The sequence below is a fragment of the Kitasatospora sp. NPDC033851 genome, assembly GCF_055576085.1.
The window spans coordinates 59,924-86,373 of sequence record NZ_JBVIRL010000022.1 but is presented as its reverse complement, the minus strand read 5'-3'; the positions used below and the strand labels follow the sequence as shown (position 1 = coordinate 86,373).

Below are 26,450 nucleotides of genomic sequence, written 5' to 3'. Positions count from 1 at the left end.
AGGGGCGGTCAGAGCGGCGTGAGGCGGAAGATCCGCAGGTGGCGTCCCGAGCGCTGGGCGAAGGACTCGTAGGGTGGCCAGACTTCCACCAGGTGGTCCCAGGCGTGGCTCCGGTCAGGTCCTTCGAGGAGGGTGGCGGTGGCTGTGAAGGTGCGTCCGCCGCGGGTGACCGCCGCGTGGGGAGTGGCCAGTAGGTTGTGGGACCAGGCGGGGTGATGAGGTCGGCCGAAGTTGCTGTCGACGACGAGGAGACTGCCGTCTGCTTCGTGGTGGCACAGCAGAGGGACCTGATGAGGCCGTCCGCTGACGCGGCCCGTGGTGGTGAGCATGAGGGACGGGAGCATAAGGGGCATGAGGAGCGTCCGGCCGCCGGTGAGCCGGTGGGCAGTACGGTCGATGCCCGGTGCGATCACGGACATGACACGCACGAAGCGGGCGTTGTGCCCGGCCTTCTTCAGCGCCCGCAGCGCGATGCCGTCAGCGTTCGCCGTGCCGTTGGGGCTGGCGGCCGGCTGAACGGGAGAGGCGGGGCGTGACGGGGACGCGAGCGCGTAGTCGCGGCGGCTGTTTCCACCGGTGGCGGCCGCCTTGCGGATGAGTCCGGGGACCATGGTGTACACGCGGTGGAACGCAGGAAGGTAGCCGGGGATGTCCACTGCCGGACGTCGTCGGCCGATCGCCTCGATGACGGCGGCCGCGACCTTCTCCGGTGAGGTGGGAGCCAGGAAGTCGGCGATCCTGGGCATCCGTTCGGACGGGACGTGCAACCAGAAGTCGGTTCCGGCGACGGTGCCGGGCCGCACCAGCGTCACGTCGATACCCGAGCCCGCCAGCTCGATCCGCAGCATCTCGGTGTACGCCTCGATGGCTGCCTTCGCGGCGGCGTAGGAGGCCGACGGCCCTTTGACGAAGATCCGCCCCGCCGCGGAGCCCATGGCCACGATCTGTCCACCGCCGCCGGATCGCATCAAAGGCAGCACCGTCTTGACCGAGCAGACCAGTGCGTCGTACCCGGTACGCATGGACAGCTGCGCCTGCTCGACCGTCATCTCCTCGACGTCCGTCCAGTTGACGTAGGCGGCGTTGTGGATCAGGACATCGATCCTCCCGCGTTCGGAACAGGCGGTGGTGATCCACTCCTCGAGGGCCGTGCGGTCGCATACGTCGACCTCGCTGAATGTGACCGACGCCGGCGGGGACGCGTCGGCGAGGTCGGTGGCGGCGCGATCGAGGTTGGGCTTCGAGTTGTCGCACACGTGTACGTGGGCGCCGGCCGCGGCCAGAGCGCGGGTCAGAGCCCAGCCGATGCCGGCCGCGCCACCGGTGATGAGGCAGACGCGCCCTTTCAGTGGCGAGGAGATCGTCCCGGGACGGATGCGGGTCATGGTGTTGTCCTCTCGGCGAGCAATGCGGTGCCGTGGCGCCGGTTCGCTGCGACGGTGGGCATGGGCCCGATGCGGCGGGTGAGATGCCCGAGCGCGAGCAGGGCGAAGATGTCGGCGAGCTCCGGGATGCGGTAGGGGAAGGGGCGCGGGCCGAGCATGTCCGGGACCGAGGTGATGCCGCCGTCGGGGCGCTGTTGATCGAGGAGGTACCGGGTGGCGCGGGCGGCCGGGCCGGGGTCGGGCAGCCGGGTCAGGACGATCAGGGCGTAGGCGGTGCTGATCGCGTCGCTGGGGGCACCGGCCTGCTGCCCCCAGCCGCCGTCGTCGTTCTGGCTTGAGCGGACCAGGTTGACGATGCGTTGGCTCATCGCATGAACTCGGGGTGAGGACTGGTGCTGGGCGGCGAGGTGAGCCCTGAACAGGGTGTGGAGGCGGCTGCTGCTCCAGCCGGGCGGGAAAGTACCGTCCGCGTGCTGGCGGTCGGCGAGGAAGTGCAGGGAAGATCGGATGAGGTCTCTGTACCGCAGGCCTTGGGTACTCAGCGCGTTGACGGCGGCAGCCGTCATGCAGGCCTCGGAGGGGGTGCCCGCGCCGTAGGTGGGGAATCCGCCGTCCGCGCCGCGTATGGCGATCAAGGCGTTCAGGCCACGCTCGGCGGATGTGCGGTACGCGCGGGCGTCCAGCTGGTGCAGGAACTCCGTGGCGACGGTGGTGCAGTCCGTGTCCGGGAGCTGGGCGTTTTCGCTGTAGGACCATCCGCCCTGGGGCTGCTGAATGCGCACCAGGTGGTCGGCAACGTGCCGCACGGTTCGTTCGGGTGCGCCGGCGGCATGCATCGCGAGCCCGGCGGTGATGGCGCACCAGGTGTCGGTGTCGGAGACGAACGGCAGGCCGCCGTCGGCGCGTTGGTGCATGAGCGCGGTGTTGATGCCCTCGGTCACCACCGTGGCCTGTCCGGGCAGCGCGGCGAGCGCGTGCAGGACCGACAGGTGGATGAGGAGGTTTCCCTCCCATACGGTTCCGGGGCACTGGGTTGACAGCAGGAGGGCGAGGTCGTCGGCGCTTGGCGGCTCGCATCGGCCGGCGGCTCGGGCCAGGATCACCTTGACCGCGGTGACCTGCACGGTTGCCCAGGGATGGAGTGCCGTCACATCGAACGCGTCCGCACCGGGGTCGACGTACGCGCCTTCAGCGCCGAGCATGGTGAAGACGGCCTGGGCCAGGGCACGTTTGCGGGGCCCGGTGAAGTCCGGTGCCCGGGCTATGAACTCCTCCAACGCCCGGTTGTCGGCGCCATGTCCGTCGTGCCGGTGAAGGGCGGTCTCGGCCACCGCCGCGTCCCAGGGATCGGCGCAACCGCGGTGGCGCTCCAAGTAGTGCCTCAGGCGTGCGCCCGCGCTGTGGTGTGCGTGCTTGGATCTGTCCAGGAGTGCCAGGGTCAGAGCGGACTCCGTGACCCGGCTGCCGCAGGGGGCACGCAGAGCGCCGTCCGGTCCGATCCGTGCCGACAGCCGCGCCAGGAGCCGAAGCCGGCCAGCATGCAGGTCGGCGGGGAATAACGAGGGAGACCAAGCAGTGGTCATCTGCTCGGCGGAGGGCGGTCTCATCGGTGTTCTGTTCCTTCAGAGGGGTGACGGACACGACGCGGGGAGGTGCCGGTCAGGTGGGGTCCGGGAGCCATCGCGTCTCGAAACGCCCCGTGCCGTGCAGCCATTGCAGCGTCGCCTCGACGAAGCAGCGGAGTGCGGCCACACAGCGCCGCACCTGCTCACGCTCGCCCGGCGGGACATCAACGCCCTCGGCGAGTTCGGTGGCGAGGAGATGGAAGTCCCGCAGCCGGTTGTTTCGCATGCTCACAGCCTGCTTTCGCGCTTGGTCGGCGGAGCACCTGTGCTCCCGTGCCAGCACGCTCAGCAGGTTGTCCTGGCCCCTGTGCAGGTCGGTTGCCGCCGAGGCCAGGTCGTTGGTCCAGCCGGCGACGTCGGCCGCGGCCAGCCGCAACGCCCGCACTCGGGTTTGTCTCGGCGGCAGGCTGGGCCATGAGGCGTCGGCGGTGCACTCCACGATGTCCGCCATGGGCAGAGCGGTGATGGTGCTCCGCCGCTGTACGAGGTAGTCATCCAGCGACAACCGGACGTGGTCCCTGCGGGCTTCGGCCTCACGGCGGGTGGCTTGAGCGAAGTCGCGGTAGTCAGCAACGAACCGGGCCCTCCACGCTGCCGACATGCGGGGAGCTGTGCGCCGCCACAAGTCGGCCAGAGCCGCCTCGACCCCTGTCTCGTGCCGGACCGGCCCGTCCTCGGTCAGCACCCCCAGTAACCGGCCGAACATTGCACCGACTTCATCGGGACGGGTTCCGAACTCACTGCGGTCAAGCTGGTCGTCGACCAGACACACGAACGCGGCCCATTGCGCCGTCAGCTCCGCATCCACTGCGTCGGCCCGCGGCACGATCAGGGCGGCGAACGCCCCGAGCCGCATGGCTGCCAGACGCTCTTCCTCGGTTTGGCCGGAGATCAGGCCCACCTCCCGTGCCCAGTCCAGTATCTGCCCGCCAGTCCGGGCTTCCCGTAGGCCGCCCGGCAGTTGCCGGCGGGCAACGTTGTCGTTCATGCCCCGCGATCCGCGCTAGCCCAGTACGGAAGCCGCGTCGACGCGGCCCTCGATCGTGGCCAGACTGTCTCCGCTGGGTACCGGCGGAGCGCCGAACGCTCGGGCGAAGGCGGCCGCTCCGCTGTCGGTGAGCGGTGTGTCGAAGGGCTTTCCCTCGACAGCCCCGGCGGAGCCGAGAGAAGGAGGAATGACTGTGATGTTCCTCATGTCCAGGGTGTATGTCGTCAAGTTCACCGTGCGGGACGGTTCGTCGTCGACTCCCACGTCGGCGTAGACCTTGCGGGCTGTCAGATCGCCCGAGGCCTGTGTGAGGCGCAGGCTCCGTCCGTCTGCCGACCGGGTGAACGAGATCGCGCCGTCGAACGTCCCATGTCCCGAGGACGCATCAAGGCTGATCTTTCCCTTCATCGGCAGCCGCACACACGGCGTCGCCCCGGAGGAATCGAGGGTTGCCGGGGCAGCAGCCGACATCGTGACACCGCTGGTCTCCAACTGCTCTGCGGCAGCACGAGACAGACACCACATGACGGCACCGTTCACGGGAACCTCAGCCCCCACAGCCACGGCAACGGACACGCTCACAACAGCAGTGGACACAGCGGCGATGGCGGCAATCGCCACGGTACGACGACGCATGAGAGCCCCTTCTTCGAGGGCCATCAGCATGGGCTACCACAACGCCAGTCCACGCAACGATCTGACCCAAGTTCACTCGAACGGTTACCGATCTCCCGGAGGCATTGACAGTCACTCCACCAGTAGTGCGGGTGCCGATAAATCATCCGACCAGGTCACGGCCTTGATCGCCGGTCTCCGGCTCCGCCCGACGCCCACCAGGGTCTTCATCTGCACCGGGTAGCGGCGCCATCATGATCTGTCGTGCTGCTGCACCTGGCCCATCTCACCGCGACCAACACCTTCGCGCTCCTACGCCTGCGGCCGATGAGCGACCAAAACAAAGACAAGGGAGCCATTCCTGGTGGCCTATGGACATATCCACTCCACCCGGGGTGCGATGACGTCCGGGCCACCGCCGAGACGGTGGACGGCAGCAGGTCAAATGAATCACCGAATGCTGATTTTTGCGAGTGCCGGATGCAACTGGTGGGCAGGACATCCGTGGCGGCACCGGATGCCCTTCGAAGAGCAGATGAAAATACAGGGAGACGCATGTCGCAGGTCAAGTACACCGTGGAGCACGAGTGGCTGCGAATGGAAGACGATGGGATGGTCACCATCGGTCTCACGGACTTCGCCCAAACCCACCTCGGGGACCTGGTGTTCGTCCAGTTGCCCGCAGTCGGAGCCGCGCTCGCCAAGGGCGATGAAGCAGTTGTCATCGAGTCGGTCAAGGCGGCGAGTCAGGTCATGATGCCGGTGGCCGGCACGGTTACCGAGATCAACGAGACCTTGGCCGATGAACCGGGCAAGGTCAATGAAGACCCCATGGGAGCTGGGTGGATGTTCAAGATGAAGGTGAACGACGCGGCAGAGCTCAACAGCCTGATGGACGAAAATGCGTACGCCGCCATGATCAAGGGCCAGGCGTGATCGAGGCGTAGGGGTGCTCGGCACCAGGGAGGCCGCCACTCCGTCGGAGCTGGCGGCCTTGGCGTACAGTCGCTACCTGCCCTGAATGCGAGCCCGGCCAATTCTCACACTCACCGGCCATGCAAGTCGCTCAATCGTGCACGCATCAACCCGTGAGATGCCAACCGCGCAAACCTAGCCGTCGACGGGATCGGACCGTGGCCGGGATCGCTCGACCAGTAAGAAGGCTGCGAAGCGGGCCGGCTGGTCGCGGATAGGCAGCGGGGGCCGCACGTGAGTCGTGTCGCCATGCCTCGGATACCGGGCCTCCGCTCGGCTGCCGAGTCGCTTCGTACTGCTCAGGCATTGCGCCCCGCTGCTGCACGACGTGGCCGACGGGGTGGTCGCAGACGCGGTGAGACCGCTCCCCGCACCCAGCGACACCAAGCCGCGGCCTTCACCGCGATGGTCTTATGACCTACAGAACTCATGTCCACTCCCATGGGAACTGCCCGAGCGTGATCCGCACCAGCGCATGACGACCAAAACGGTCTGGGCACATGCAGCACGCGACGGGGTTGCCGTCCTCCTTCGGACGGTGCGACCGAGCGTAACCACGCCCATCTGGCCCAACCGGCCGACAAGCATGAGCTTGCACTATCTGATGAACAGTCAGCAGAACGGTGGCGAACGCTATGGACGCACGCCTACCAATGAGCGAACGCCGAAGAACACGCCGCAACCGACCCACCGCCGCACAACCGGGTGGGAGTGCTCACCCCCCAGGAGGGCGGGCCGGGCCCGACCGCACACACGGCTTGATTACGCAGTGTTTGCATACTGGTTCTCTGGGTAGTGGCGCAAAGGGAGTCGGCTGCGATCATGCGCGGCCGGCCGACGACAACCGGCTGGAGAACTCGTGCCGTACCCAAGGGACCTGCCCCCGATCGGCTTGGAATTCACGATGCGCGCCTCCGCGGTCAACGCAGCGTTGAAGCTCGGCGACATGGGAACCGTCGCCCTGGACCCGACGGGCTGGTGCAAGGTCCGGGTGGAGGACGACCTCGGGGCGGGCCTGGGCGGCGTGAGGATCAGGGTCCTCGGTTTCGGGATGACGGCCGACACGTCCGACGTCGGCGGGGTCACCATCGCCCAGTCCAACAACGACACCACGCCGTTGAGCCTGCTGGAGGCCGTCTCGGACCGGACCTTGCGCGCCACCCTGTTCCTGGACTGGACGATGTCGATCGAGGAGCCCCCGGGCGGTGGCGGGAGAATCGAGCTGTCCAACACCCAGACAGCCACCCTGATCAACGACAACCTCACCGTCTTCCCGCCGCGGGGCGATGTGTTCCAGCTCCAGCAGCCTGTCGACCACGTGCGGGCCGGCAGCACGGCCGGCCAGGTTGTCGCCACGCTGCTGCAGTTCCCCGTCACCCTCACCCACAGCGCGCTGTCGCGATCAGCACGACACCCCATACCTCGTGAGCAGGAAGGCAGACACGATGAGCGACGAGCAGGCTAAGTTGATCCACGGCAAGGGAGAAGAGGCGTGCCCCGAGGGAAGCTTCTGCCTCTACCGGCACGTCAACTTCAACGCCGGGGGGAGCGGTGACAAGATCCTGGCCATTCCGTTGGGCACATACGTCAACGACTTCTCCGCCTATGGCTTCGACCACAGCAGTGACGGGGTGAGCAGCGTCGTCAACAAGACCGACGAGGACAACGCGCTCTTCTCGGCCGCCGACCAGCGGGGGCATTCGCTGCCGGTGGACCGGAGGTCCTCGATCGCGAACCTGGCGCGGATCGCCATGGCCGACAGTCCGAACGGCAGCTGGAACGACCAGGCCCAGTCGGCGCTCGCGGCCCCCTTCCTGGGAAACCTGGTCGTCGAGCAGTCCTTCCTCAGCAAGTGGCAGGACTGGGAGACCCAGAAGTGGATCTACTCCTACCGGATCACGGTACGTGCCGAGGAGACGCGCGTCGTGAAATGGGCCCTCGGCTTCGGGGACCTGCCCGAGGGGACTGCCCTGTACAAGGGCTTCACCGACGTCTTCTGGGGTCAGGTCCTGAGCGACGGCACCGACGGCAGCGTCCTGCTCGCCTCCCCCGAAGGCGGCGGGCACAGCATTGACCCCGGCACTGACCTCCTCATCGACATCCAAGTCCTCTACCCGAACGAAGACCGCGCCCACGAACACCTCACGAGCCTGAACGCCCAGCACCTCGGGTAAGGAGTGCCTGGACGGGAATGAAGGTCAGCCGTCCGGCTGACCTCGTCCTCGTCCGGCTGCCACGATCCGGACGCTGCCGCCTGCCCGGTCAGACACTCATCGCCTCGACCACGGGGAATTTATGGAACTCCACGACATCACACCCACCCAAATTCCCGCTGAGTCCGGCCAGCCGCCGACCGCGGTCAAGGTACGGGAGGTACCCGCCGCCATCGAGGCGCGCGAAGCCCTCCTTGCCGCAATCGCCCAAGAGGCCCGCACCGTGGTCGATAAGCAGCCCGGACAGGCATCCAGCGCCCTGGTCGAACTCGCCCAGGCATACAACCTGCTGGCCACCACCTCGGTGCCGGTGACCACCGACGGCACCGGCGCTCTGACACCCGTGCAGAGCAGGGCCGGCGGCCACCAGGTCGGACTGTGCCTGGAACTCGAACCGTAGAGGCACCCCAAGAGAACGGACCGCCCAACCCAGCCTGGGGCGTCAAGGGTTGCAGCAGTCTTCGCCAGGTCCGTGGCGGGCCTGGCGAGGAAGGGCGCGCAGATCGGCTGCCACCGGGGTGGTGCGGCCCCATCCGTGATCCCCCCACAGGCCGGGCATCCGATGACCCGAAAGGTAGAGCCCGGGTTGGCGACACACCTGGATCCCGCAGCCGACCAGGGTGCGCACGAGGCTCTCGGCGGCGTTCATCCGACTCGAAAAGGCATGGTCGTCGCACATGGAACGGGCAGTGGAACGGGAGTTGACTCCGCCCACCCAACCCGTCACTCATAAGAGGGACGCGGTGGCGGAGCATGGCCGGATGGGACCTCGGCAGAGCGACAATCACCGGCATGACAACTTCGCTCAGCCGCCGCGGTCTGCTCAGGCACGCTACGGCGGCCGTCGGTATCGGTCTGCTCGCGGCTCAGGCCACTCGCGCCGCCGCCGTCCCGCGGTCGGCGGCCCAGGTGGGGCTCCCGCAGATCGGGCAGACCGTCAACCTCAGCCTGAACGCATTCGGCGCCACGCTGTTCGTCGACCAGCCGCCGCCGCTGCCGGTGCTGAACTTCATCGGCTCCCGAGTCGTGAAGGTCTTGGCGGGTGGCGATTCGTTCGTTCGACTCCAGACCCTCGATCTCACGATGGAGTCAGCCCATCCCCTATTCGGCAAGGTCACCCTCAAGTCTGCGGACATTGCTGTCAGCCCACAGAGCATCCTGTCTCTCACTCCCGGCGGGTTCACTGAAACGTGGCTTGAGACTATGGACTTGACCTTCGAACGGTCCGGGGATACCGCGGGGCCGTTCACATACGTGACCTTGCAGCCAGCGAAGCTCGTCGCCAACCTTTCCCAGTTCCCGCCGCCGCCCCAGGGGATGAACCCCGACGGATCGCCTACCGGCGGAGCCCTCTACCAGTTGCAGGCGCCGATCTCCCTCGGGACCATCTCGGCTTCTGGCGACAAGACCGAATACGTCCAGCTGCAAGGAATGAACATCAACGTCGGGCAACTGCTGGCCTAGCTCTCCGGGCCTCGTGTCCGAGCCGGGGTGCGACCCGGACACGAGGAACACCACTGCCGTTCCTGGTAGTTCGCCTGGCGGTCGGACGATGCCTGGGCACAGGCCGTGGCGCTGAGCCGGTGCTTGAGGTGGGTGTACAGCTCGTCGCCCGGCGGCGTCGGCGGGCGAGACGGTGAACGTGTCCAGGAAGCCATGGATCAGCCCGTCGTAGTTGCGGACGAACACCTTCACACCGGGATGTTGCCGGCGGGGCCGGGAAGTGCCGTGTCCCGCACGGAGCCGACCTTGATCAGGTCGGTGAGCGTCGCCGCAGCCGTGGCGGATGCCTGCCGGTACGCCTCGCGCGTCAGCGCGCGCGGGTTGTCCGGATGGACAGGGTGGTGAAGGCGTTGGCCTGGTCAAGGATGGCGGCTGCGGCCTTTCCACAGAGGACGCTGGCGATGCGGGTGCGGGAGCGGCCTGCCAAGGTCTTCGCTGACGAGCCGTTCGCGAAAGCCTTCGGTGTGCACGGGGTGCCGGGTCCGTCGCCGAGGGCATTGACCTTGATCACCGTGTCGCCGTTTTCCGAGCACCTGGCAGACCGGCAGGCCGCGGCGATGGTGGTAGTGCGGGCGATCGACTGGACGTGCGCGATGGGGGCTTGCGCTGGCCGATGCCGGCTTCGACCAGCGCGGGTGCGCCATGGCGCCGTCCGCCACCCCGGAGTCCGAACGAGGCGGGGCGTAGCGTGCTGCGAGCTCTCCCAAACCCCCTGAAGAGATGGTGTGGAAGCGCGAGGCGCGAATGGTGGTCGACTCCGTGCTCCAATGCGCAGGCGCGAGCCGTTCCCGCGTGACGGTGGGGTGTGTTGGTGTGAGCCGGCAAGCAGAAACGTTCATGCAAGCGGCTGATGAGGGGCCCTACACGTGACCGAACTGCCAAGCCACGACCCGGTACCCGTACCCAGGCGGCCAGGGGAGCAGTGGATTGCGGCTTCTCCGGGGAACCCGGAGGAGGTCGTAGATCTGCTGGAGGCGGAGTTCGCTCGCCGGTGGCCGGACGGTGTGACTGGGGTGGACGCGGTGCACCGGTATGCGATGTTCCCGCGGGGCAAGCTCTTGCGGCCCCTGTTGGTGGTGCATGCGGCGCTGGCGGTGGGTGGGGAGTTGCGCGCGGTGCTGCCGGCCGCGGCCGGGATCGAGGGTGTTCACGTCGGCAGTCTGATGCACGACGACATCATCGACGGCGACAGCTGGCGGCGCGGCCGAGCGGCCGTGCACACCGCGTTCGGGCCCGCGCGGGCCATCGTCGCGGGCAACGCCCTGTTCTTCTCGTGGTTCGCGGCGCTCGCGGAGTGCGCCGGCCGCGGTGTGCCCGCCGAGCGCATAGCGCGCGCCATGGCCGTACAGGCCGACACCGGCACGGCAATCTGCCGGGGCGCGTTCGAGGAGTTGGCGATGCGAGGCGACCTGGACCGCTCGGTCGACGACTACCTGGCGATGGCCCGGAGCAAGACCGCCGTCCTGCTGGGGGCCGCCTGCCGCATCGGTGCCATCCTCGGCGGCGGCGACACCCCCACCACGGACCTCCTCGGGGCCTTCGGCGAGCACCTCGGCATCTGCTTCCAGATCCGCGACGACCTGCTGCCTTACGACCCGGCCATCGCCCACCTGATGGGCAAACCCGCCGACAGCGACCTGCGCAACCACTGCCCCACCCTGCCCGTCCTCCTCGCCCACCAGCGAGCCGACCCGGCCGGCCGCGCAGCCCTGCGCCACACCCTGCTCGACGAAGCCGACCCGCAGATCGCCCTGCACCGGATGCGCGCCCTACTCAAGGAGAGCGGCGCGCTCGACGCCGCCCGCGCGATGGCCGACCACCACGCCCAGCTGGCGCGCGACACCCTCTCCCAGCTCCCCGCCACCGCCCACATCCAGGCGCTGTCGCTGCTCACCCGGCCCACCCCTGAGCAGACCCTGCGGACTCTCGTGTGAATCGGTCCCCCGCCGCGACACCCGCGCACCGTACGCCGGCCAACCCAGCACCCCGGGCGGGGACCGGACCGCATCACAGGAGAAGCCGTCCATGACGACCACCGTCACCACAGGACGTGCGCCCACAGCCCTGCCCCTGATCGGCCATGCGGGACAGCTCATGCGGCGGCCCTTCGCGTTCACGGAGTCCCTGTCGGCCCACAGCGACCTCGTGGAGATCCGACTCGGACCACAACCCGCCTACCTGCCCTGCCATCCCGAACTCCTGTGGACCGTCCTCACCGACGACCGCACCTTCGACACGGGCGGCCCCCTCTTCGACCGGGGTCGCGACATCGTCGGTGGCGGCCTGATCATCTGCCCGCACCAGGACCACCGCACAGCACGCAGGCTCCTCCAGCCCGCCTTCACCCCGGCCGCCCTCAAGCAGTACAGCCCGGTCATGGAACAGGAGATCACCGCCCTGTCCCACTCCTGGCACCCGAGCCAGGTCATCGACGCCCTCCCGGTACCGTCCCGCCTCAGCCTGCGCATCGTGTCCCACACCCTGTTCTCCGCCACCCTCGACGACCGCGACCTCGACGACCTCCAGCACGCGTTCACCATGGTCACCGGCGGGATCGGCCTGCGGGTGCTCATCCCGCGATCGCTTCAGCAGCTCCCCCTGCCGACCAACCACCGCTACCGACAGGCGATCACGCACCTGCACGCCACCGCCGACCGCCTGACCCGCGACCACTCGACAGGCATGCTCGCCACGTTGGCAGAAGCCCGCCAGGCCGGGGACACGTCCCTGGACGAGCGGCGGATCAGCGACGAGATCACCAGCTTCCTCCTGGCCGGGACCGAACCCGTCGCCACCGCACTGACCTGCAGCCCTGCCCAGCGGCGCCTTCACCGCCTTCAGCGGCGGCGCCCGCAAATGCATCGGCGACACCTACGCCATGCACGAAGCCACCCTCACCCTTGCGACGATCGCCGGCCAGTGGCGCGCCGAACACATCCCCGGGCCAGGCATCCGTCCGTCCCCGCTGGCAGTCGTCCCCCGCCCCCGCCGACTCCTCCTGCGCCTCCACCCACGACGGCCCACAGCCACGTGCCGGGACTGACGCCGGGGCTAGAACATGCCGCGCCGGTCAACAGCCGCGCCCGGCCCGGTGATCGCCGACCGACACACCAAGGACGCACCGAGCCCGACCCCACTCGACACGGCTCTGCCCAACCGCCAAGCCAAAACGCACGGATCCGACCGCGTGAGGAGAAGCTCGTGACCGAAACGTCGAACGACGTGATGGCCCAACTGCTGTCCTTCTACAGCCCGCTCACCGCAGAGATCAGCCCCGACGCCAAGCGCACGCGAGAGAGAACCCTGGCCTGGGCTCAGCGGTTCGATCTCGGCGAAGGCGACGCCCGGCAGACCACGATGCTCGCCCTGACCGGCGCCACCTTCACCGCGCACGCCCTTCCGCACGCGACCGGAGAGATCGGGCAAGGCTTCTCCGACTACAACGCGTGGGCCTGGACCCCCAACGAGCTGACCGGATCGGGCCGACCGGTACGGGACATCCTCGCCTCCATGGGGCGCTGGGAGCGCACCTTCCGCTCACCGCACTCGTGGTGCGAGGCCACCGCCCCCACCGACGTCGCCCTGCGAGAGGTGACCCTTCGTCTGCGGAGTCTGCTGACACCGGTCCAATGGGAGCGCTTCGCCGCAGGCCAGTGCCAGTGGCTCTACCAGATGACGTGGGAGGCAAGCCTTCTGGAACGGGGTGACACGCTCTCGGTCAACGACTACCTGGCCATGCGAGTCGGGTCAGGCGGGGCAAGTGCCGCGGCCTCCTTCATGGACGCCGCCGAGGGCATCGAGCTCAGCGAACGGCAATGGGCCCGTCCCGCGGTCCGCGCGGCCGCGGAGGCCAGCATGCTCGCCAGCGTCCTGGACAACGACCGCTACTCCTACCTCCGGGAGCGCGATCTGCCGGTCAGGAAGCACAACCTGTTCGACGCGATCCGACGCGACCATCCCGGCTACACCTTCGAGCAGGCCGTCACCGAGGCCGTCGCCGTCCGCGACCGCATGATGTCCCTGTACCTCCGCTTACGCGAGGACCTCCTCGCCGAAGGCGACGACGACCTGCGCCACTACCTGACCGGGCTCGACCGCATGGCCAGCGGAAACATCAACTTCGCCATGACAACCGCCCGCTACCTGCTGCCCGACTCCCCTCACGCCGTCACCCGCGTCGACAATCCCAGCGACCCCAGCACCACACCGCTCCCCTACCCGACCGTCGCCTGGTGGTGGGACCACCTCAAGCGCTAAGCCAGGAACAGACCGACCCCGGCGAAGGACCTGAGAACGGCCGGGCCGGTGGAGTTGCGGGGGTCTCGCCTGGGATGTTCCCGCCGTCGAGCACCCCGAACGAGTGGTCGACAGCGCGGCGTTAGTCCATTCCACCGTCTTTGCACCGCCAGCAGCCCGGATTGAAGGCCAACGAGCGGTCGCCGGCCTCCTCATTAACGGAGTACCACCGAGCAGGCTGATCACCCGACGAAACCCCAGCTCACAACCGGTGAACCCAGTGTGGAGCACTACGCTCGCCTTCCATTGCGTCGGGCAACGGTGTGGCGCAGGGCCAGGTGAGCGGTCGGCACCTCTGCATGCTTCTGCTGGCACCGGCGGTCACTATCGGCCGTTCTGTGTGCCGTCAGCGACAAACCCGGGCTCTTCCTGGGCTCTTGGCGTGCTGGTAGTCCGCATTCCGTGCCGACGGGGGCAGTTGCAGTGCGCGCGAGAGTTGGCTGGTACCCGGTCATCCGACCGGCGCACCCTACCGGCCGGGGCTGGTCCGGGAAATCATGTGACTCCAACGATCCTTCCGAGCCGCGGAGTTCGGCAGGGACATCAGCCTGTGTTGATCTACGGATCGCACTACGTTCCTTGAGGAGTCGGTATGCCGACAACGGTGTTGAAGAAGTACAGCAAGCAGACGGATGCCCAGGCAGACCTGAAAACGTACATCGACAGCGGACGCTACAACGCTCTGGGCTTGGCGCTCAACGACGCTTTCGACGGCAAGGGGAAGGACAGTGGGAACCACGAGGTCGATGGCGAGAAGGTGAATGTTCGCCACTCCAGCGCCGGGGTTCCTGGGAAGGCGACCGTCACGCTCTTCCACTTCTTCAAGGGCAACGAGTTCCACCTGGTGGCTCTTGGAGAGCACGTCTCCAGCTCCGGGTACAAGATCGACGCCGTCCTCGGGCAGGAGGCATCTCCATTTCAGAAGAAGAAGACGGTCGGACCGACCGGCTGACCTGCGCGAGGTCCGTTCATACTCGTCCGCTAGCTCCCGGACATCAGGGGCTGCGGCGATCAAGTCGTGCCAGCGACCTCGGGCTCTGCGAGTGCCGATGAATCATCCGACCAGGTCACGACCTTGATCGCCGATCTCCGGCTCCGCCCGACGCTCGCCAAGGGTCTTCATCCGCACTGGGTAGCGGCGGCATCGTGATCCGTCGCGCCACTGCACCTGACCCATCTCACCGCGACCAACACCTTCGCGCTCCTGCGCCTGCGGCCGATGCGCGACCAAAGCAAAAACAAGGAGCTGTTCCCGGTGGCCTACGGACATATCTACTCCACCCGGGGTGCGATGACGCCGGGGTCACTGCGGAGACGGTGGACGGCAGCGGGTCAAATGAATCACCGAATGCTGAATTTTGCGAGTGCTGGATGCAACTGGCGGGCAAGACATCCGGGGCCGCACCGGACGCGGGACTGTACGGTTTTTGGCTCCGTTCCGTAACCGGTGGTAGTGCTGTGTAGTGATCACTGGAGGAGGATGCGGTGGCGGAGCAGGGGGAACTCGGCTCGGCCGTGCATCTGCCTCGTGATCCTCTTGGTTCGCGTGTTGACGCCCTCGGTGCGGCCGTTGTGGTACGGGAGGGCAAGGCCGGCGTCGACGGCGGCGCGATCGAGTTCGAGGCCGTTGACGAAGAAGTGCAGGTGGGGCAGGTCGGCGGCACGAACCGTGGTGATCCAGTCGGTGAGTTTGGCGTCGTTGCCCTCGGCTGGGGTCAGTAGCTGAGTGAACTCGCCGGTGAGGCGGGCGAGTTCGGTCAGCTCTGGGCAGAGCTTCGGTGAGTTCCCGCAGTATTGCGGTGTCCTTGTTGCGCAGGTTCTCGGGGCGGGTGCGCAGGAGGCGGGCGAAACGCTGCGTGGCGGTGACCGGTTTGTCGCCCTCGGCGCGGACCTGGGTGATGTAGCGGTAGAGCAGATTGAGGCTCCCGGTATAGCCCAACTCATTTATCTCCCTGAAGAGTTGGAGGACAGGGACGGCCGGGTCTTCCGCGCGGCGGGCGCGCAGGTCGTCGCAGGGGTCGACGAGCGTGGGCTTGTAGCGGGGTGCGCGGCGGTCGCCGGTGGGCTCCTTCATGCGGGCGTACCGCTTGACGGTGTTCATGGCGACATCGAGGCGGCGGGCGCATTCGAGCAGGCCGACGCCTTGGTCGAGCAGATTGTGGACCCACTGCCAGCGCTCGCGGGTGGTCTGCTCGCGTACGCCCCCGGGCCGGGCGGCGTTCACAGCGGTGGCCCAGCAGGCGGCGTGGGAGCGGACCTCAGCCAGGACCTTGCCACACAGGTTGCTCCAAAGGTGCCACCCGTCGCTGACCTGCACCGCTTCGAGGAGGGCCTGGCGGATCGCCTCGCCATAGGAACCGGAACCGTCGCGGCAGACGTATTCGGCCCCGGGATGCTCGCGCAGCCACGCGACCAGGGTCTGGGCGGTGCGGTCGGGCAGGACGTCGATCCGCTCGCCGGCCAGTGCGTCGATGATCACGGTGGCGTAGCGGTGCCGGCGCTTGAGGGCGAGGTCATCGATGCCGAGCATGCGCGGGACCCGCGCTGCGGCGGTGCCGCCCTGCGCATGAGCATGCGCAGGGCGGTCGAGCGGGAGATCGCGCAAGCCAGCGCACGGGAGAGGCAGGCGCCCGCCCGACCCGCTAACTCCTTGACCACAGAGCCGAGTTGGTCGGCCAAACGGCCGGTGCGACGCTGGTAGCGCTCCACGACGCCGGGAACCTGCTCACGGAACGTCTGCCGCGGGCAGCCGAGCACCGGGCAGACCAGGCGCCGGACCCGCACCGACGCCACGACCCGCCGAGCATCCACCGGCACATCCGCCACCGTCCGCTGATGAAAGCCATGCACCCGCACCGGCGGCTGCCCGCACACCAGCCACGGCGCCGGATCGTCCCGGGGCCGTGCCGACACTCGGATGACCTCGCCTTCGTCCGTCACGGCCTCGACGAGGAGGACCGACAGTCCCGAAAACACCGCACTCACAAGCTCGTTGACATCACGCACACGCCATGCCAACGACGGCCGTCACACTTCGCTACCGCCGGTTACGGGACAGAGCCAAAAACTTGACACTCCCGAAGGACGCGCCATAACTCCAATCCTGAACGGAAAATTCAAGGTCAGCGGAGCAGGCGTCATCGCCCGGACGGCGTCGGCCGGCCCGGAGGCTGCAAGAGCTGCGGTCAGGCTGCGGGAGTGAGGGTGACTTGGTGTCCGAGGGCTGCCAGCTGACGGACCAGGTCACGGGTTCGGCGGGTCGGGTCGATCAGGCGCTGATGGTAGTCAGGACCGAGGTCCGTGTATTCGGTGGCTGGGTCGTTGATGAGGTGCCAGACGATGACCAGCATCGTGCGGGCGACCGCGACCAGGGCCTTCTTATGGCCTCGGCGTTTGACGATGCGTCGGTAGCGGGCGCCGAGGACGGTATCGGTGCGCGAGGCGGCCATCGCCGCTTCGCCGAGTACGCCCTTGAGCCATGGGTTGCCTTTGCCGGTCCGTACGGTGGCGGTCTTGGTGCCCGACTGGATGGTGCGCGGACACAGCTTCGCCCATGACGCCAGGTGGTCAGGAGTGGGGAAGACGCTCATGTCCGGGCCGAGTTCGGCCAGCAGGACCTGGGCGGTGGTCGGCCCGATGCCGGGGATGGCGTCGAGCCTGTCGACCAGTGTCGACCGGGTGCGGTCACCGACTGGGGTCCGGTCGTCGCCTGTGGTCCCGGCGTCGTGCGCGGTCAGGTCCTCGATGGCGCGGGCAATCCGCTCGGAGAGCTTGTCGATCTGGGTGGTCAGGTGGTCGATGCTGTCGAGCAAAGTGCGGCAGAGGAAGGCATGGTGTTCTTCGAACTGCCCGGTCAGCGCCAATGCGAGAGCATCCGTCTTGGCGGCCATCCGGCCCTTGGCCATCTGGGCCAGGACGCGCGGGTTGCGTTCGCCAGCGATCATCGCCTCCATCATCGCCCGTCCGGAGACGCCCAAGATGTCGGTGGCAACCGTCGACAGCTTGACCTGGGCATCCTCCAGAACCTTCTCGACGCGCTGCTTGTGCCTGGAGCGCTCCTCGGTCAGCACGGTGCGGGTCCGGGTGAGATCCCGCAGCCGGCGCACCGGCTTCGGCGGAACGAACGACGGCCGCAGCATGCCGCGCTCGGCGAGCTTGGCAAGCCAGACCGCGTCGAGCTTGTCCGTCTTGGGTCGGCCGGGGACGTTCTTGACCTCGCGGGCATTGACCAGCCAGCACTCCAGGCCCCGGGCCTCCAGGAGGAAGAAGAACACCTTCCAGTACGAGCCGGTGGCCTCCATCACGACCCGCGTCACGCCCTGGCACAGCAGTCGGTCTCCCAGTTCGAGGACGGCACTCGTAGTCGCGGCGACATTCCAGACTTCATGGACTCGCCGGCCTTCCCGACTCTGATGTGGCAAGCGCATGCACACCATCCCCGAGGCCTTCGCCACGTCGATGGCAGCGACCCGCTCGACCAGCCCCTCGATCGCCTCGATCTCTTCGGTTTCCACATCCACCCCTTCGCGGCAGCCCTCGGCCAGGCGGCGGCCGTCCGGGAGCGGGAGGGGAGAACGGGAGTCTGAACGGCGTGCTCGTGGCAACAGTGCGTGGCCCCTCAGGCCGGCTCCGGCGTCAGACTTACACGCGGGCTCACCGGCCCAAGGGTTTGCCGACGTCAGCAGACGGCCGCCGCCCCCGATTTTCACGCACGCAGGGCGTCGCTCGGGGACAAATGGACTTACACGAAATCGAGTCCCCACAGAACCCAGGGCGGTTCAGATCGGCTCGGTCCAGTCTTCAGAGTCCGTCACAACACACTCTGCGTTCCCAATAGGAATCCACCAGACGGTGATATTGACGACACCTGAACGAGGAACTGAGCCCTTGAGATTGAATGGAACCCCAACTTGAACCGGTAGTACGCGGGACATCCACTGATCGGACCTCGGAACGAACTCCGACGCGCTGTAGTATGACGGGAAATTGACTTCTACATTCGCATGACTACTAGTCTCAGTTCGAGCAGTGATAAACACGAAGCCAGACCCCCTGGCCGTGAACTCTCGGTAGGAGTAAGCGCCGGGATTGTCGTGGCCACAGCGGACCCGGAGTTCCAGGGCTACCCTTGGGCTTCCGATGGCGTCGGAGCCGCCGTTAGCTGTGAACGTGCCGTCGATGGTGACGTCGTTTTGGAAGGTGACCTTTCCGGTGACGACGAGGTCTCCGACGACAGTGACGTCGTTGTCGAAGGCGGCTGTGCTCTTGACAGCCAGGGGGGCGTGGATGACGGCGTCGTCAGGGGTGATGGTGGCGCCGCGGGGGGTGGTGGTGATCTCGAAAGAGCGGATGGCGATGCGGTAGCCGTGCGCCACGTTCATTTTCAGGCGTACGTAGCGGGTGGTGCGAGTGGTGGTGCCGTGATATTCGGCTTGACCTGCCGGGATGGTGGCGTAGTTGGTCCAGCTGGTCCCGTCCGTTGAGGTTTCCAGGGCGCAGCTGGGCAGTTTGAAGTTGCCCTCGGGGTCGCCGAGGTAGATGTCGATTTTGGTGATGTCGCGTTGGCTGCCGAGGTCGATCTGAACCCAGTCGTTCGGTTTGGGGTTGTTCTTGCTCCAGTAGTACGTGGTCCGGTTGCCGTCGGTCATGTTGGACGGCAGGTACCGGACGTCGTGTGGGCCGGTGGTGAAGCCGAGGCTGGGATGGGTGGTGGCGGTGCCGGGGCCGTTGCCGATGTCGAGGGTGCGGTTGACGGTGAGGTCACGTGTGGTCAGGTCTTGGGGCGTGACCATGACGGTGGTGGTCAGGGTGTGGGTGAGTTTCATGCCGTTGTCGTCGACGACGGCTTGCAGCATGAAGCCGGTGGCCTGGTGGAGTGGCGGTGAGGGCCAAGTGGTCCGGTTGCTGACCGGTTCGGATTCGCGGTCCCAGTACATCGTGTACTCGGTGTTGGGGCCGCCGGATGTCTGCCAGGTCAGGTCGACGCTCTCACCGTTCTCCACCAGGACCCGGCTGGGCATCAGGTTCCGCAGGTAGAAGCCGTTCGGGAGCTTGTCCCTCCTGATCTCGGCTGGCCGGTCCGCCTCACCCTCGGTCGCCTCGGCGATCCTGATGGTGAACGTGCCCACTTGGGTGTTCACGGCAAAGCCGGCGATGCGCAGGGTGAGCCGCCAGTCTGCCGTGAGATTGGCGGATCCCAACCTGGGTGCGATGGTGACGGCCAGGACTTTGTTGCCCTCCATCTCCTGGTCGACCTTCCAGTTGTCGCTGTCCTCGCCCACCGGGGTGGGCGAGATTTCGCAGCTGGTCGTCAGGTCAGTCGGCTCATCGCCGATGGGGAGCCGGAAGGTGATACCGCTGCAGGAGACCGGGGCGTTCTTGACGGTCATGGTGAGGATCAGCGTGCCGAGCACTTGATTTGATGGCGTGCTGACGGTCAGTGGGTCGGGGTCGGTCTCGAGTTCGTAGTTCAGCAGGGTCGTGGTGGAGCGGGCGTGCACGGCCATGGCGGTCCTCCTCAGGGCTGGTCGTGGCGCGGGCGCAGTTGGAGGTAGCCGGCGCGGGCGGTGGGTACGGCGTCGTCGAGGTAGGCGGAGCGGTCGGCGGGCAGGATGGGCAGGCGTGCCCAGCTGGGGACGTTGTTGTTCTCGTCGTAGGGCTCGGCCCAGGTCCAGTCGCCGAACCAGGCGGCGGGTCGGGGCATGACGAGCCCGTTGTCGCCGGCATCGGTGGTCGCGGTGAAGGAGCGGATGGCGATGGGGCCAGTGGTGGCGGCGGTGAACCGGAGCCGGACATAGCGGGTGGTGAGTGGCTCGGCCGGGGTGAAGTGGATCTCCTCGCCGGCCCGGTAGCCGGCGTGTTCGCGCCATTCGGTGGCGTCGGTGGAGGTCTCCAGCGTGCAGGCGGGCAGTGGGTGCTCGCCTGTGGCGTCGCCGGGGTGGAGGTCGACTCGGGTGACCTGGCGGTCGGCTTCGAGGTCGAGGGTGATCCAGTCGTCGTCTGTGGCGGGTTCCTGGCTGAGGTACCAGGTGCCGAGGTTGCCGTCGAGCAGGTGAGCGAGTTGGTGCCCGTGCGCCTCGCCAAGGGTGGGTGAGGTGGTGGCGGTCTGCTCGCCGGCCCGGGTGGGGGCGAGCAGCGGGTCGAGTCGGAAGGATGCTTCGATGCGGGCCAGTGCCTGCTGGACGAGGTCGGCATCGAGGGCGAGTCCGGTGACGGGCAGGATGTCGGTGGTGGCGTGGATGGCGGTGTGGGGGTCGGCGAGCAGGGTGAGGCGGTGGACGACCGGCTCCGCGCCGGTGGTCGTGGCGGGCAGGGCGAGGTCCGCGCCGGTGGTGATCGGGCGCAGGTATGGGTTGGTGGCGAGGTCGGCCTCGACGATGTTGAGGGTGTCGTAGTTCGTTTCGCCGCCGGGTCCCTTGGTGCTGGCAAAGTAGCCGATCAGGCCGTCGTTCAGCTGTTCGGGTGAGCCTAGTTTCGTCGGCCAGTGGTAGCTGAGGTAGTCCACGGGCGGCTTTGGGTCGAGGAGGATCTTGTCCCAGGCGGGGCTGGTCAGCGCCGGTCCCTGGAGTTGGAGTTCGAGTTCGGCTCGGATCAGGGCGACGGGCCGGCCGATGAGGCGGGCGGGGCTGCGGTCGGCCTCGGCGGCGGGGTCGGTGATGGACTGCAGGGTCTGGTCGATGGTGTTCAGCAGGGCCTCGAACGCGCGCGGTCCGCGGGCGGGTGCGAGGAGCGCGGTGAGCATCTTGGACAGCTGCGGGTAGCTTTCCTTGAAGCCGTCGTCGTCGGGCCCCGGGTAGGGGGCGTGAGGCAGGACGGTCCAGGCGAGGTCGTTGCCGGCGTCGACGACGCGGAGCTCGCCGAGTGGGGAGCCGTCCGGCGCGTAGACGAGCAGGGTCTGATCGAGGTGGTTGAGCATCAGCCAGCCGACGATAGGGGTCTGCTCGGGGTCTGCGGCTGGTGGAAGCCCGGCGTAGACGGCGCTGTCCTTGGCGCGGACGGCGTCCAGACGGACTCGGGCGGGCTGCATGAGCCGCGGTGGCAGCTGGACGAAACGGAAGTCGTCCATCGGCTTGTCGTCCATCGGCTTGTCGTCCATCGGCTTGTCGTCCATCGGCTTGTCGTGCGGCGGCTTGCTGTAGAGCGGCTTGGTCGGGTCGGGCCGCACGCTCAGCGGCCGGTACGGCCGGATGATCGATCCCGGGTTGGTGGTGTCGCTCATGAAGTCGAAGGAGCGGCCGAACCGGTCGATGATCTGCAGGCGCTTGAAGAAGAACTGTCCCGCGCGGACCGGCTGGAACCGGTCCTCGCTGCTCGCGTCCGGGCGGCCGGGGCCGGGAACGCGCTGCGGGTCGCCGAAGAGCTGCGGGTCGGCGTCGGCCGGGATGAGCCGGGCGGAGCCGTCCTGTTCGAGCAGCCAGTCGTTGAAGCCGTCCAAGGTCTGTGAGAGCACGTCGAGTTCGGCGTAGTCCTCGAGCAGGTGCGCCAGACCCGCGCTCTCCTCACCTGAGAAGGTGTCCAGGTAGCGGCGGACCTGCTGTCGCAGGACGTAGACGGTGGTGGGGGTGAGGTAGGAGCGGCCGTGGAAGGCGGGCCACCGGTTCTCCTCGCCGTCGAGGGACTTCGCTCCGGTGCCGTTCCACTGGTAGGTCGTGCCGTCGAACGTCCAGTTGTCGCTGGTGCCGGTGCGGAACGGCGTGGCGCAGTAACGAACCTCCCACTGCAGGTACATCGGGGTCCAGGGCTGCCGCCACATGCCGGTGTACTCGGGCAGCGCGCCTTCGATGTGGGTCTGCGGGTTGCTCAGGGCGGCTTCGAGTGCGGTGGCGGGGCCGGTGCCGTCGAGGGTCCAGGCCGACTGGTCGAGCAGCGCGAACTCCTCGACAAGCTTGGCGCACACCGGGGGCAGGTTGGTGAGGTTCGGCTTCGGGGAGGCGGGGTCGGGCTCGACCGGTTCGTCGTTGATCAGGATTGACTCGAGTAGGGCGGACGGGAGGCGGCAGGGCAGCGGGTCGTCGGGGTCGCGGCTGAGCGGCAGGTCGGAGCCGCCGCCCGTGATGACCACGACCGGGTCGGCCGGGTTGTGGTACGGATCGCGGGCGGTGCGCTTGAGTTCGAGCTCGTCCGGCAGGTCGTGATGGGCCGCGTAGGTTTCGATGGCGGTCTGCAGGCCTTCGGGAGTGTCCCCGAGGGGCAGGCCGGGTTCGTCGTCCGTGCCCGCGCGGAGTTCGGCCATGCGGTCGAGGTATCCCTTGACCTCGGCGGCCAGACTGCCACTGTTGGCGGGGTTGAGCTGGCGGGCGGCCTCGGCGTCGAAACCTTCCGGGTGTGTGCCGTTGCCGGACTCGGGCAGGTTCTTCAGCCACCACAGGTCCCACAGTCGGGGCCGGGTGCGGGCGAGGCGGTCCGCGAGGTCGTCGTACTCGGCCTGGGCGCGGTTGAGGCCGGCCAGCCAGCCGGGCACCTGCGGCACCGGTACGGGGTCCGGGGAGGGACGCGGGACGATCTCCCACACATGTCCGCCCTCGTTGCCCTCGTACCAGGCGCGGCGGGTGGCCTCGTCCAGCTCGACGGCGCCGTCCGGCAGGCCGAAGGTGTCGATCGTGCCGTTGAAAAGGGCCTTGACCAGGTCACCGGTGTCCTTGGAGCCGGTCTGGCGGCCGATCAGTCCGCCGGCGGCCTCGGCCGTGCTGTGGCCGACGGCGAGACTCACCTCGTGGCGCTTGGGCCCGCTCGGGAAGTCGCCGGTGTAATTCCAGTTGATGTGCAGTGAGCTGCCGCGGTAAATGGAGTTGGCGAGCGCGGAGGTGTCGCCGGGTACGGTCCATTCGAGCGCGCGCAGCACCTCGTCCATCGGGTCGGTCTCTGACCGCAACAGGCCCGGGATGTCGCGGGCCTGCGTCAGGATGTCCGCGTCCGGGTCCGCGTACCAGCCGATGACGAGGTAGCTCAGCTCGTTCTCGACCGGGTAGTTGTAGCCCGCGTACTTCAGGTCCTGAAGCGTATCGTGGAAGCAGAACACGTCCATGTGGTACGTGGCGAAGGCGGCGAAGGCCGGCAACCCCGGGCCGACCGCGGTCAGGAACGGCTTACGGGAGGCGGGCTCGGTCCACGGCGCGTCGACCTTCAGTTCCTGGTGGCGCCCGATCTTGTCCAGGTGCGGTGCGCTGGGAACGCCGTTGGGGCTGCGGTCGCTCAGGTACCAGCTGGTGCCGGTGTTGGGGTCCTCGTTGTAGTCGCTGATCGGGAGGTAGTCGCTGTGCACCACCCAACCGGCGGCCGTCCGCCTGCCCTGCTGGTCGTTGTAGTAGCGGACCACAAGCCAGCGGTTTGGCACGAGGGGGAAGGTCGTCTCGCCGTCGGCCGCATCGTGGTGGCCGCGGGTGAGCGCTTCGGGTAGCTCCCACTGGATGTGGACCCCGGTGAGGTCCTTCTCGTACAACGTGGGATTCGGAGGCTCGGGGCTCTTGCGCTTCTCCAGCATGTCCCCAAGTTCGGGGACCCAGCGGGTGAAACCAGTGACGTGCCTACTGACGACAAGGGTGTGCAGGCGGATCGGGACGATCAGGTCGGTGTCACTCGGCAAGGGAACCTCCGGAGGCGGGCACCAGCTTCTGCTCGAGCGGCGCGTTGATCATCTCGAGGGCGAACTCACTGGGACTCAGCAGCTCGGTGTGGTCGAACTCGCCGGACAGGGCGGGAACGAGACCGCCGTTGCCGAGCAGGTTCAGCACACCATGGGGTCCCTCCCGCAGGAAGCTGTCGAAGATCGAACCCGAATCGGGGAAGGCGCGCTCCAGCGGGGTCCCGAGTCCCTCGTCCTCGCCATCGCCGGCTTCGAGTCGGCGCAGCGCGATCCTGCCGTTCGGGTCGGTGCCGAAGTGGATGCCCTCACCGGGCTCGCGGATGACGATGGTGTCGGGGACGTCGTCGAACAGCAGGAGCAGGACGTCCGGGGCGGGGTGGTCGCGGCGCAGCTCGGCCAGCACGCGGTCGCCCCGGCGGGCGACGAGGTCGAACTCGGGCCACGCGGGGACGAGGGCCGAGCGCAGCAACAGCCCGGCGGTGGGGGGCGCCGCCATAGTGCGGGCTGTGATTGCGGCGTGCAGGGTGGAGTCAAGGTGTTGGTCGAGGCTGGTGTGCAGGCCGATGCTGCGAGCTCCGTTGCGCAGGGCGTCGAGCCACTGCGGGTCGAGGCGGAACAGGCGCAGCGATTCGGCTGGCAGCATGCGCGGGTCGGGGACGAGGTAGCCGAACGGGATGCCGTACAGCTGGTCGAGGCGGTCCAGCCAGGCGGGCATGCCGGCGGTGCGCTGCTCGGCGGTGCGCTGCAGGGCGGCTCGCGAGGCGTCGGTGCCCAGCATCAGTCGCCGGTCGGCGCGGCTGCGGCGGGTCTGCGGCGCCAGCGGCTCTTCCTCGGGCAGGTCGGGCTGTGGCGTGGCCAGGGCCCACCGCAGGTTGCCGCTGCGTTGGGCGAGGGTGCGCAGCCAGCCGAGGTTGGGGCGTAGTTCCGTCTCGGGATCGGCGTGCGCGCGGCCCGGCGCGGGAGTGGCGAGGCGGGCGCGGGAGTCGTCCGCGGCCAGGGCCATCAAGCCGACGGCGTGGTTGGACAGTTCGCGGCGGGCGCGGGTGAGGTCGGCGCTGTAGTCGGGGTCGGCCAGGGCCAGGGTGCGGCCGAGCGTCCAGGCGGCGGCGTAGCTGACGTCGAAGACGCCGTAGTCCTTGTCGTAGATGAGGGCGTGGTCAGCGGTGGTCTGGGTCTTGAGATCCGCGTCGTAGCCGTCGGGCAGGTCCTGGGCGGTGACAGGGGTACACGGGCCGCGGTACCAGGCATAGCTGAGTTCACCCGACAGCAGGCGCTGCGGAACGGGGACGTAGCCGAGGGCGAGCCGCTCACGGGCGTAGCGCTCGTCCGGGTCGGAGGTGTCGGGCGCGATGGCCGGTTCCAGGCGCAGGGCGAGGCGCTCGGCGTTCGCCGGATCTGCCAGGTCTTCCAGGCTGGGGGCGACGAGTTGCTGCAGCAGGCCGGCCGGGTCCAGGCCGATGTCCGGGTCATGAGTGAAGTTCCAGGACCACAGGGCAGCCAGGCGCACGTGCGTGGTCTTGGAGTCGAACTCGCCTTTGAGCGGCTTGTCATGGCCTTCGAGGGAGACCAGGTGCACGGTGCGCGGGCCCGGTTCGCGCAGGAAGCGGCTGCCGGTGACGACGGCGAACGAACCTGGGGTGAGCACCTCGCCATCGGGGTTGCGGGTGCGGGGCTCGTACACGTCGCGGACGTGAGCGAGGTAGTACAACTCGTCCTCGGTCGGGATCAGGGCGGCGAACAATTCTTTGGGGACGTCGATGGTGCGGCAGCCGGAGTCCAGGGTCTTGGGGTCGAGGTCGTCCGGGCTGATCTTCGGCGGCTGCACGGTCTCGTCGCCGGTGGTGCACAGCTGGGCGACGCTGCGCGAGGTGGCGATTCCCAACGCCTCGGGATCATCGAGCAGTTCGCCCTCCTTGAACACCAGCAGGGCCATCCACGGCGCGCGGGCGGTGGCCTTGGACCACGGGATTGTGCGTTCCCACGGAAGGACGGCCCGGGTCAAGGTGATGTGCGGCAGAACGGTGTCGTAGCGTCCGGAGGATCCGCGTGGCGGGTACACCGTGTGCACGGCGCTCTCGTCGAGCATGAACTGGGCCGCCCGCACCTCGAATTCGGCATCCGCGGCAGGCAGCCCGTCACCGCCGGTGATGTCAGTCCCGTCCTCCAGGAGCGCGTGTTCCGCGCTGATCCGGTACGTACCGGGGGTCAGGCGGGGAGCCAGGTAGTCGTAGAACGTGATGTCCAGATCAGGTCCGGTGGCCAACGGAG

General features: G+C 68.0%; 18 protein-coding genes and 2 pseudogenes. 10 read left to right on the top strand and 10 right to left on the bottom strand.

Going from position 1 to position 26,450, the window contains the following annotated elements; genetic code table 11:
- Positions 1-8: 8 nt before the first annotated feature.
- The 4 genes from ACZ51D_RS32840 to ACZ51D_RS32825 all read right to left on the bottom strand — a co-directional run bounded on the left by ACZ51D_RS32840 (position 9) and on the right by ACZ51D_RS32825 (position 4,658).
- On the bottom strand, positions 9-1,385 hold the full coding sequence (locus ACZ51D_RS32840) for an SDR family NAD(P)-dependent oxidoreductase (protein WP_465664308.1): 1,377 nt from the start codon (positions 1,383-1,385) through the stop codon (positions 9-11).
- Positions 1,382-2,716: a prenyltransferase/squalene oxidase repeat-containing protein gene (locus ACZ51D_RS32835; protein ID WP_465664307.1), complete on the bottom strand. Its 1,335-nt coding sequence runs from the start codon at positions 2,714-2,716 to the stop codon at positions 1,382-1,384. Before ACZ51D_RS32835 ends, ACZ51D_RS32840 begins: the two co-directional genes overlap by 4 nt.
- Positions 2,717-3,044: 328 nt before the next feature.
- The gene (locus ACZ51D_RS32830) at positions 3,045-3,998 is read right to left on the bottom strand and encodes a terpene synthase family protein (RefSeq protein WP_465664306.1); all 954 of its coding nucleotides are present in this window, start codon (positions 3,996-3,998) and stop codon (positions 3,045-3,047) included.
- A gap of 15 nt (positions 3,999-4,013) precedes the next feature.
- On the bottom strand, positions 4,014-4,658 hold the full coding sequence (locus tag ACZ51D_RS32825) for a hypothetical protein (protein WP_465664305.1): 645 nt from the start codon (positions 4,656-4,658) through the stop codon (positions 4,014-4,016).
- A gap of 219 nt (positions 4,659-4,877) precedes the next feature.
- Between ACZ51D_RS32825 and gcvH the strand changes: the two genes are divergently transcribed.
- The 5 genes from gcvH to ACZ51D_RS32800 all read left to right on the top strand — a co-directional run bounded on the left by gcvH (position 4,878) and on the right by ACZ51D_RS32800 (position 9,265).
- Positions 4,878-5,549, top strand: a complete 672-nt coding sequence (gene gcvH / locus ACZ51D_RS32820) for a glycine cleavage system protein GcvH (RefSeq protein WP_465664304.1) — start codon at positions 4,878-4,880, stop codon at positions 5,547-5,549.
- Between the two features lie 943 nt (positions 5,550-6,492).
- Complete coding sequence (locus ACZ51D_RS32815) at positions 6,493-7,053, top strand: hypothetical protein (protein WP_465664303.1); 561 nt, start codon at positions 6,493-6,495, stop codon at positions 7,051-7,053.
- Positions 7,034-7,762 (top strand): peptidase inhibitor family I36 protein, encoded by a 729-nt coding sequence (locus ACZ51D_RS32810; RefSeq protein WP_465664302.1) that lies wholly within the window; start codon positions 7,034-7,036, stop codon positions 7,760-7,762. The genes ACZ51D_RS32815 and ACZ51D_RS32810 overlap by 20 nt, the downstream gene beginning before the upstream one ends.
- A gap of 121 nt (positions 7,763-7,883) precedes the next feature.
- Entirely contained in the window at positions 7,884-8,201 is a 318-nt protein-coding gene (locus tag ACZ51D_RS32805; RefSeq protein ID WP_465664301.1) for a hypothetical protein, read from the top strand.
- Between the two features lie 392 nt (positions 8,202-8,593).
- Positions 8,594-9,265 carry a hypothetical protein gene (locus ACZ51D_RS32800; RefSeq protein WP_465664300.1) on the top strand — a complete coding sequence of 224 codons (672 nt, stop codon included), beginning with the start codon at positions 8,594-8,596 and terminating at the stop codon, positions 9,263-9,265.
- A gap of 346 nt (positions 9,266-9,611) precedes the next feature.
- Here ACZ51D_RS32800 and ACZ51D_RS32795 read toward each other — a convergent pair whose 3' ends face one another.
- Positions 9,612-9,815, bottom strand: a complete 204-nt coding sequence (locus ACZ51D_RS32795) for a hypothetical protein (RefSeq protein ID WP_465664299.1) — start codon at positions 9,813-9,815, stop codon at positions 9,612-9,614.
- A 355-nt stretch (positions 9,816-10,170) separates the two neighbouring features.
- Between ACZ51D_RS32795 and ACZ51D_RS32790 the strand changes: the two genes are divergently transcribed.
- From ACZ51D_RS32790 to ACZ51D_RS32770, 5 genes and pseudogenes are all read left to right on the top strand, one after another.
- Entirely contained in the window at positions 10,171-11,238 is a 1,068-nt protein-coding gene (locus tag ACZ51D_RS32790) for a polyprenyl synthetase family protein (protein WP_465664298.1), read from the top strand.
- Between the two features lie 91 nt (positions 11,239-11,329).
- Positions 11,330-12,049, top strand: a pseudogene (locus ACZ51D_RS32785) (cytochrome P450); the annotation flags it as partial.
- A 67-nt stretch (positions 12,050-12,116) separates the two neighbouring features.
- Positions 12,117-12,347 (top strand): cytochrome P450, encoded by a 231-nt coding sequence (locus tag ACZ51D_RS32780; RefSeq protein WP_465664323.1) that lies wholly within the window; start codon positions 12,117-12,119, stop codon positions 12,345-12,347.
- A gap of 158 nt (positions 12,348-12,505) precedes the next feature.
- The gene (locus tag ACZ51D_RS32775) at positions 12,506-13,561 is read left to right on the top strand and encodes a terpene synthase family protein (protein ID WP_465664322.1); all 1,056 of its coding nucleotides are present in this window, start codon (positions 12,506-12,508) and stop codon (positions 13,559-13,561) included.
- Between the two features lie 631 nt (positions 13,562-14,192).
- The gene (locus ACZ51D_RS32770; RefSeq protein ID WP_465664297.1) at positions 14,193-14,552 is read left to right on the top strand and encodes a hypothetical protein; all 360 of its coding nucleotides are present in this window, start codon (positions 14,193-14,195) and stop codon (positions 14,550-14,552) included.
- A 515-nt stretch (positions 14,553-15,067) separates the two neighbouring features.
- Here ACZ51D_RS32770 and ACZ51D_RS32765 read toward each other — a convergent pair.
- The 5 genes and pseudogenes from ACZ51D_RS32765 to ACZ51D_RS32745 all read right to left on the bottom strand — a co-directional run bounded on the left by ACZ51D_RS32765 (position 15,068) and on the right by ACZ51D_RS32745 (position 26,445).
- A pseudogene (locus ACZ51D_RS32765) lies at positions 15,068-16,606 on the bottom strand (ISL3 family transposase).
- A 179-nt stretch (positions 16,607-16,785) separates the two neighbouring features.
- Positions 16,786-18,114: an IS110 family RNA-guided transposase gene (locus tag ACZ51D_RS32760; protein WP_465664296.1), complete on the bottom strand. Its 1,329-nt coding sequence runs from the start codon at positions 18,112-18,114 to the stop codon at positions 16,786-16,788.
- Between the two features lie 264 nt (positions 18,115-18,378).
- Entirely contained in the window at positions 18,379-20,106 is a 1,728-nt protein-coding gene (locus ACZ51D_RS32755; protein ID WP_465664295.1) for a discoidin domain-containing protein, read from the bottom strand.
- An 11-nt stretch (positions 20,107-20,117) separates the two neighbouring features.
- Positions 20,118-24,182, bottom strand: coding sequence for a discoidin domain-containing protein (locus ACZ51D_RS32750; RefSeq protein WP_465664294.1), 4,065 nt, complete (start codon positions 24,180-24,182; stop codon positions 20,118-20,120).
- Positions 24,172-26,445: a hypothetical protein gene (locus tag ACZ51D_RS32745; protein WP_465664293.1), complete on the bottom strand. Its 2,274-nt coding sequence runs from the start codon at positions 26,443-26,445 to the stop codon at positions 24,172-24,174. Before ACZ51D_RS32745 ends, ACZ51D_RS32750 begins: the two co-directional genes overlap by 11 nt.
- Positions 26,446-26,450 lie beyond the last annotated feature (5 nt).

Coding starts and splice junctions, on each gene's coding strand:
- ACZ51D_RS32840 (WP_465664308.1), bottom strand. CDS start 1,385: ATGACCCGCATCCGTCCCGGGACGATCTCCTCGCCACTGAAAGGGCGC.
- ACZ51D_RS32800 (WP_465664300.1), top strand. CDS start 8,594: ATGACAACTTCGCTCAGCCGCCGCGGTCTGCTCAGGCACGCTACGGCG.
- ACZ51D_RS32830 (WP_465664306.1), bottom strand. CDS start 3,998: ATGAACGACAACGTTGCCCGCCGGCAACTGCCGGGCGGCCTACGGGAA.
- ACZ51D_RS32805 (WP_465664301.1), top strand. CDS start 7,884: ATGGAACTCCACGACATCACACCCACCCAAATTCCCGCTGAGTCCGGC.
- ACZ51D_RS32770 (WP_465664297.1), top strand. CDS start 14,193: ATGCCGACAACGGTGTTGAAGAAGTACAGCAAGCAGACGGATGCCCAG.
- ACZ51D_RS32810 (WP_465664302.1), top strand. CDS start 7,034: ATGAGCGACGAGCAGGCTAAGTTGATCCACGGCAAGGGAGAAGAGGCG.
- ACZ51D_RS32825 (WP_465664305.1), bottom strand. CDS start 4,658: ATGGCCCTCGAAGAAGGGGCTCTCATGCGTCGTCGTACCGTGGCGATT.
- ACZ51D_RS32755 (WP_465664295.1), bottom strand. CDS start 20,106: ATGGCCGTGCACGCCCGCTCCACCACGACCCTGCTGAACTACGAACTC.
- ACZ51D_RS32815 (WP_465664303.1), top strand. CDS start 6,493: ATGCGCGCCTCCGCGGTCAACGCAGCGTTGAAGCTCGGCGACATGGGA.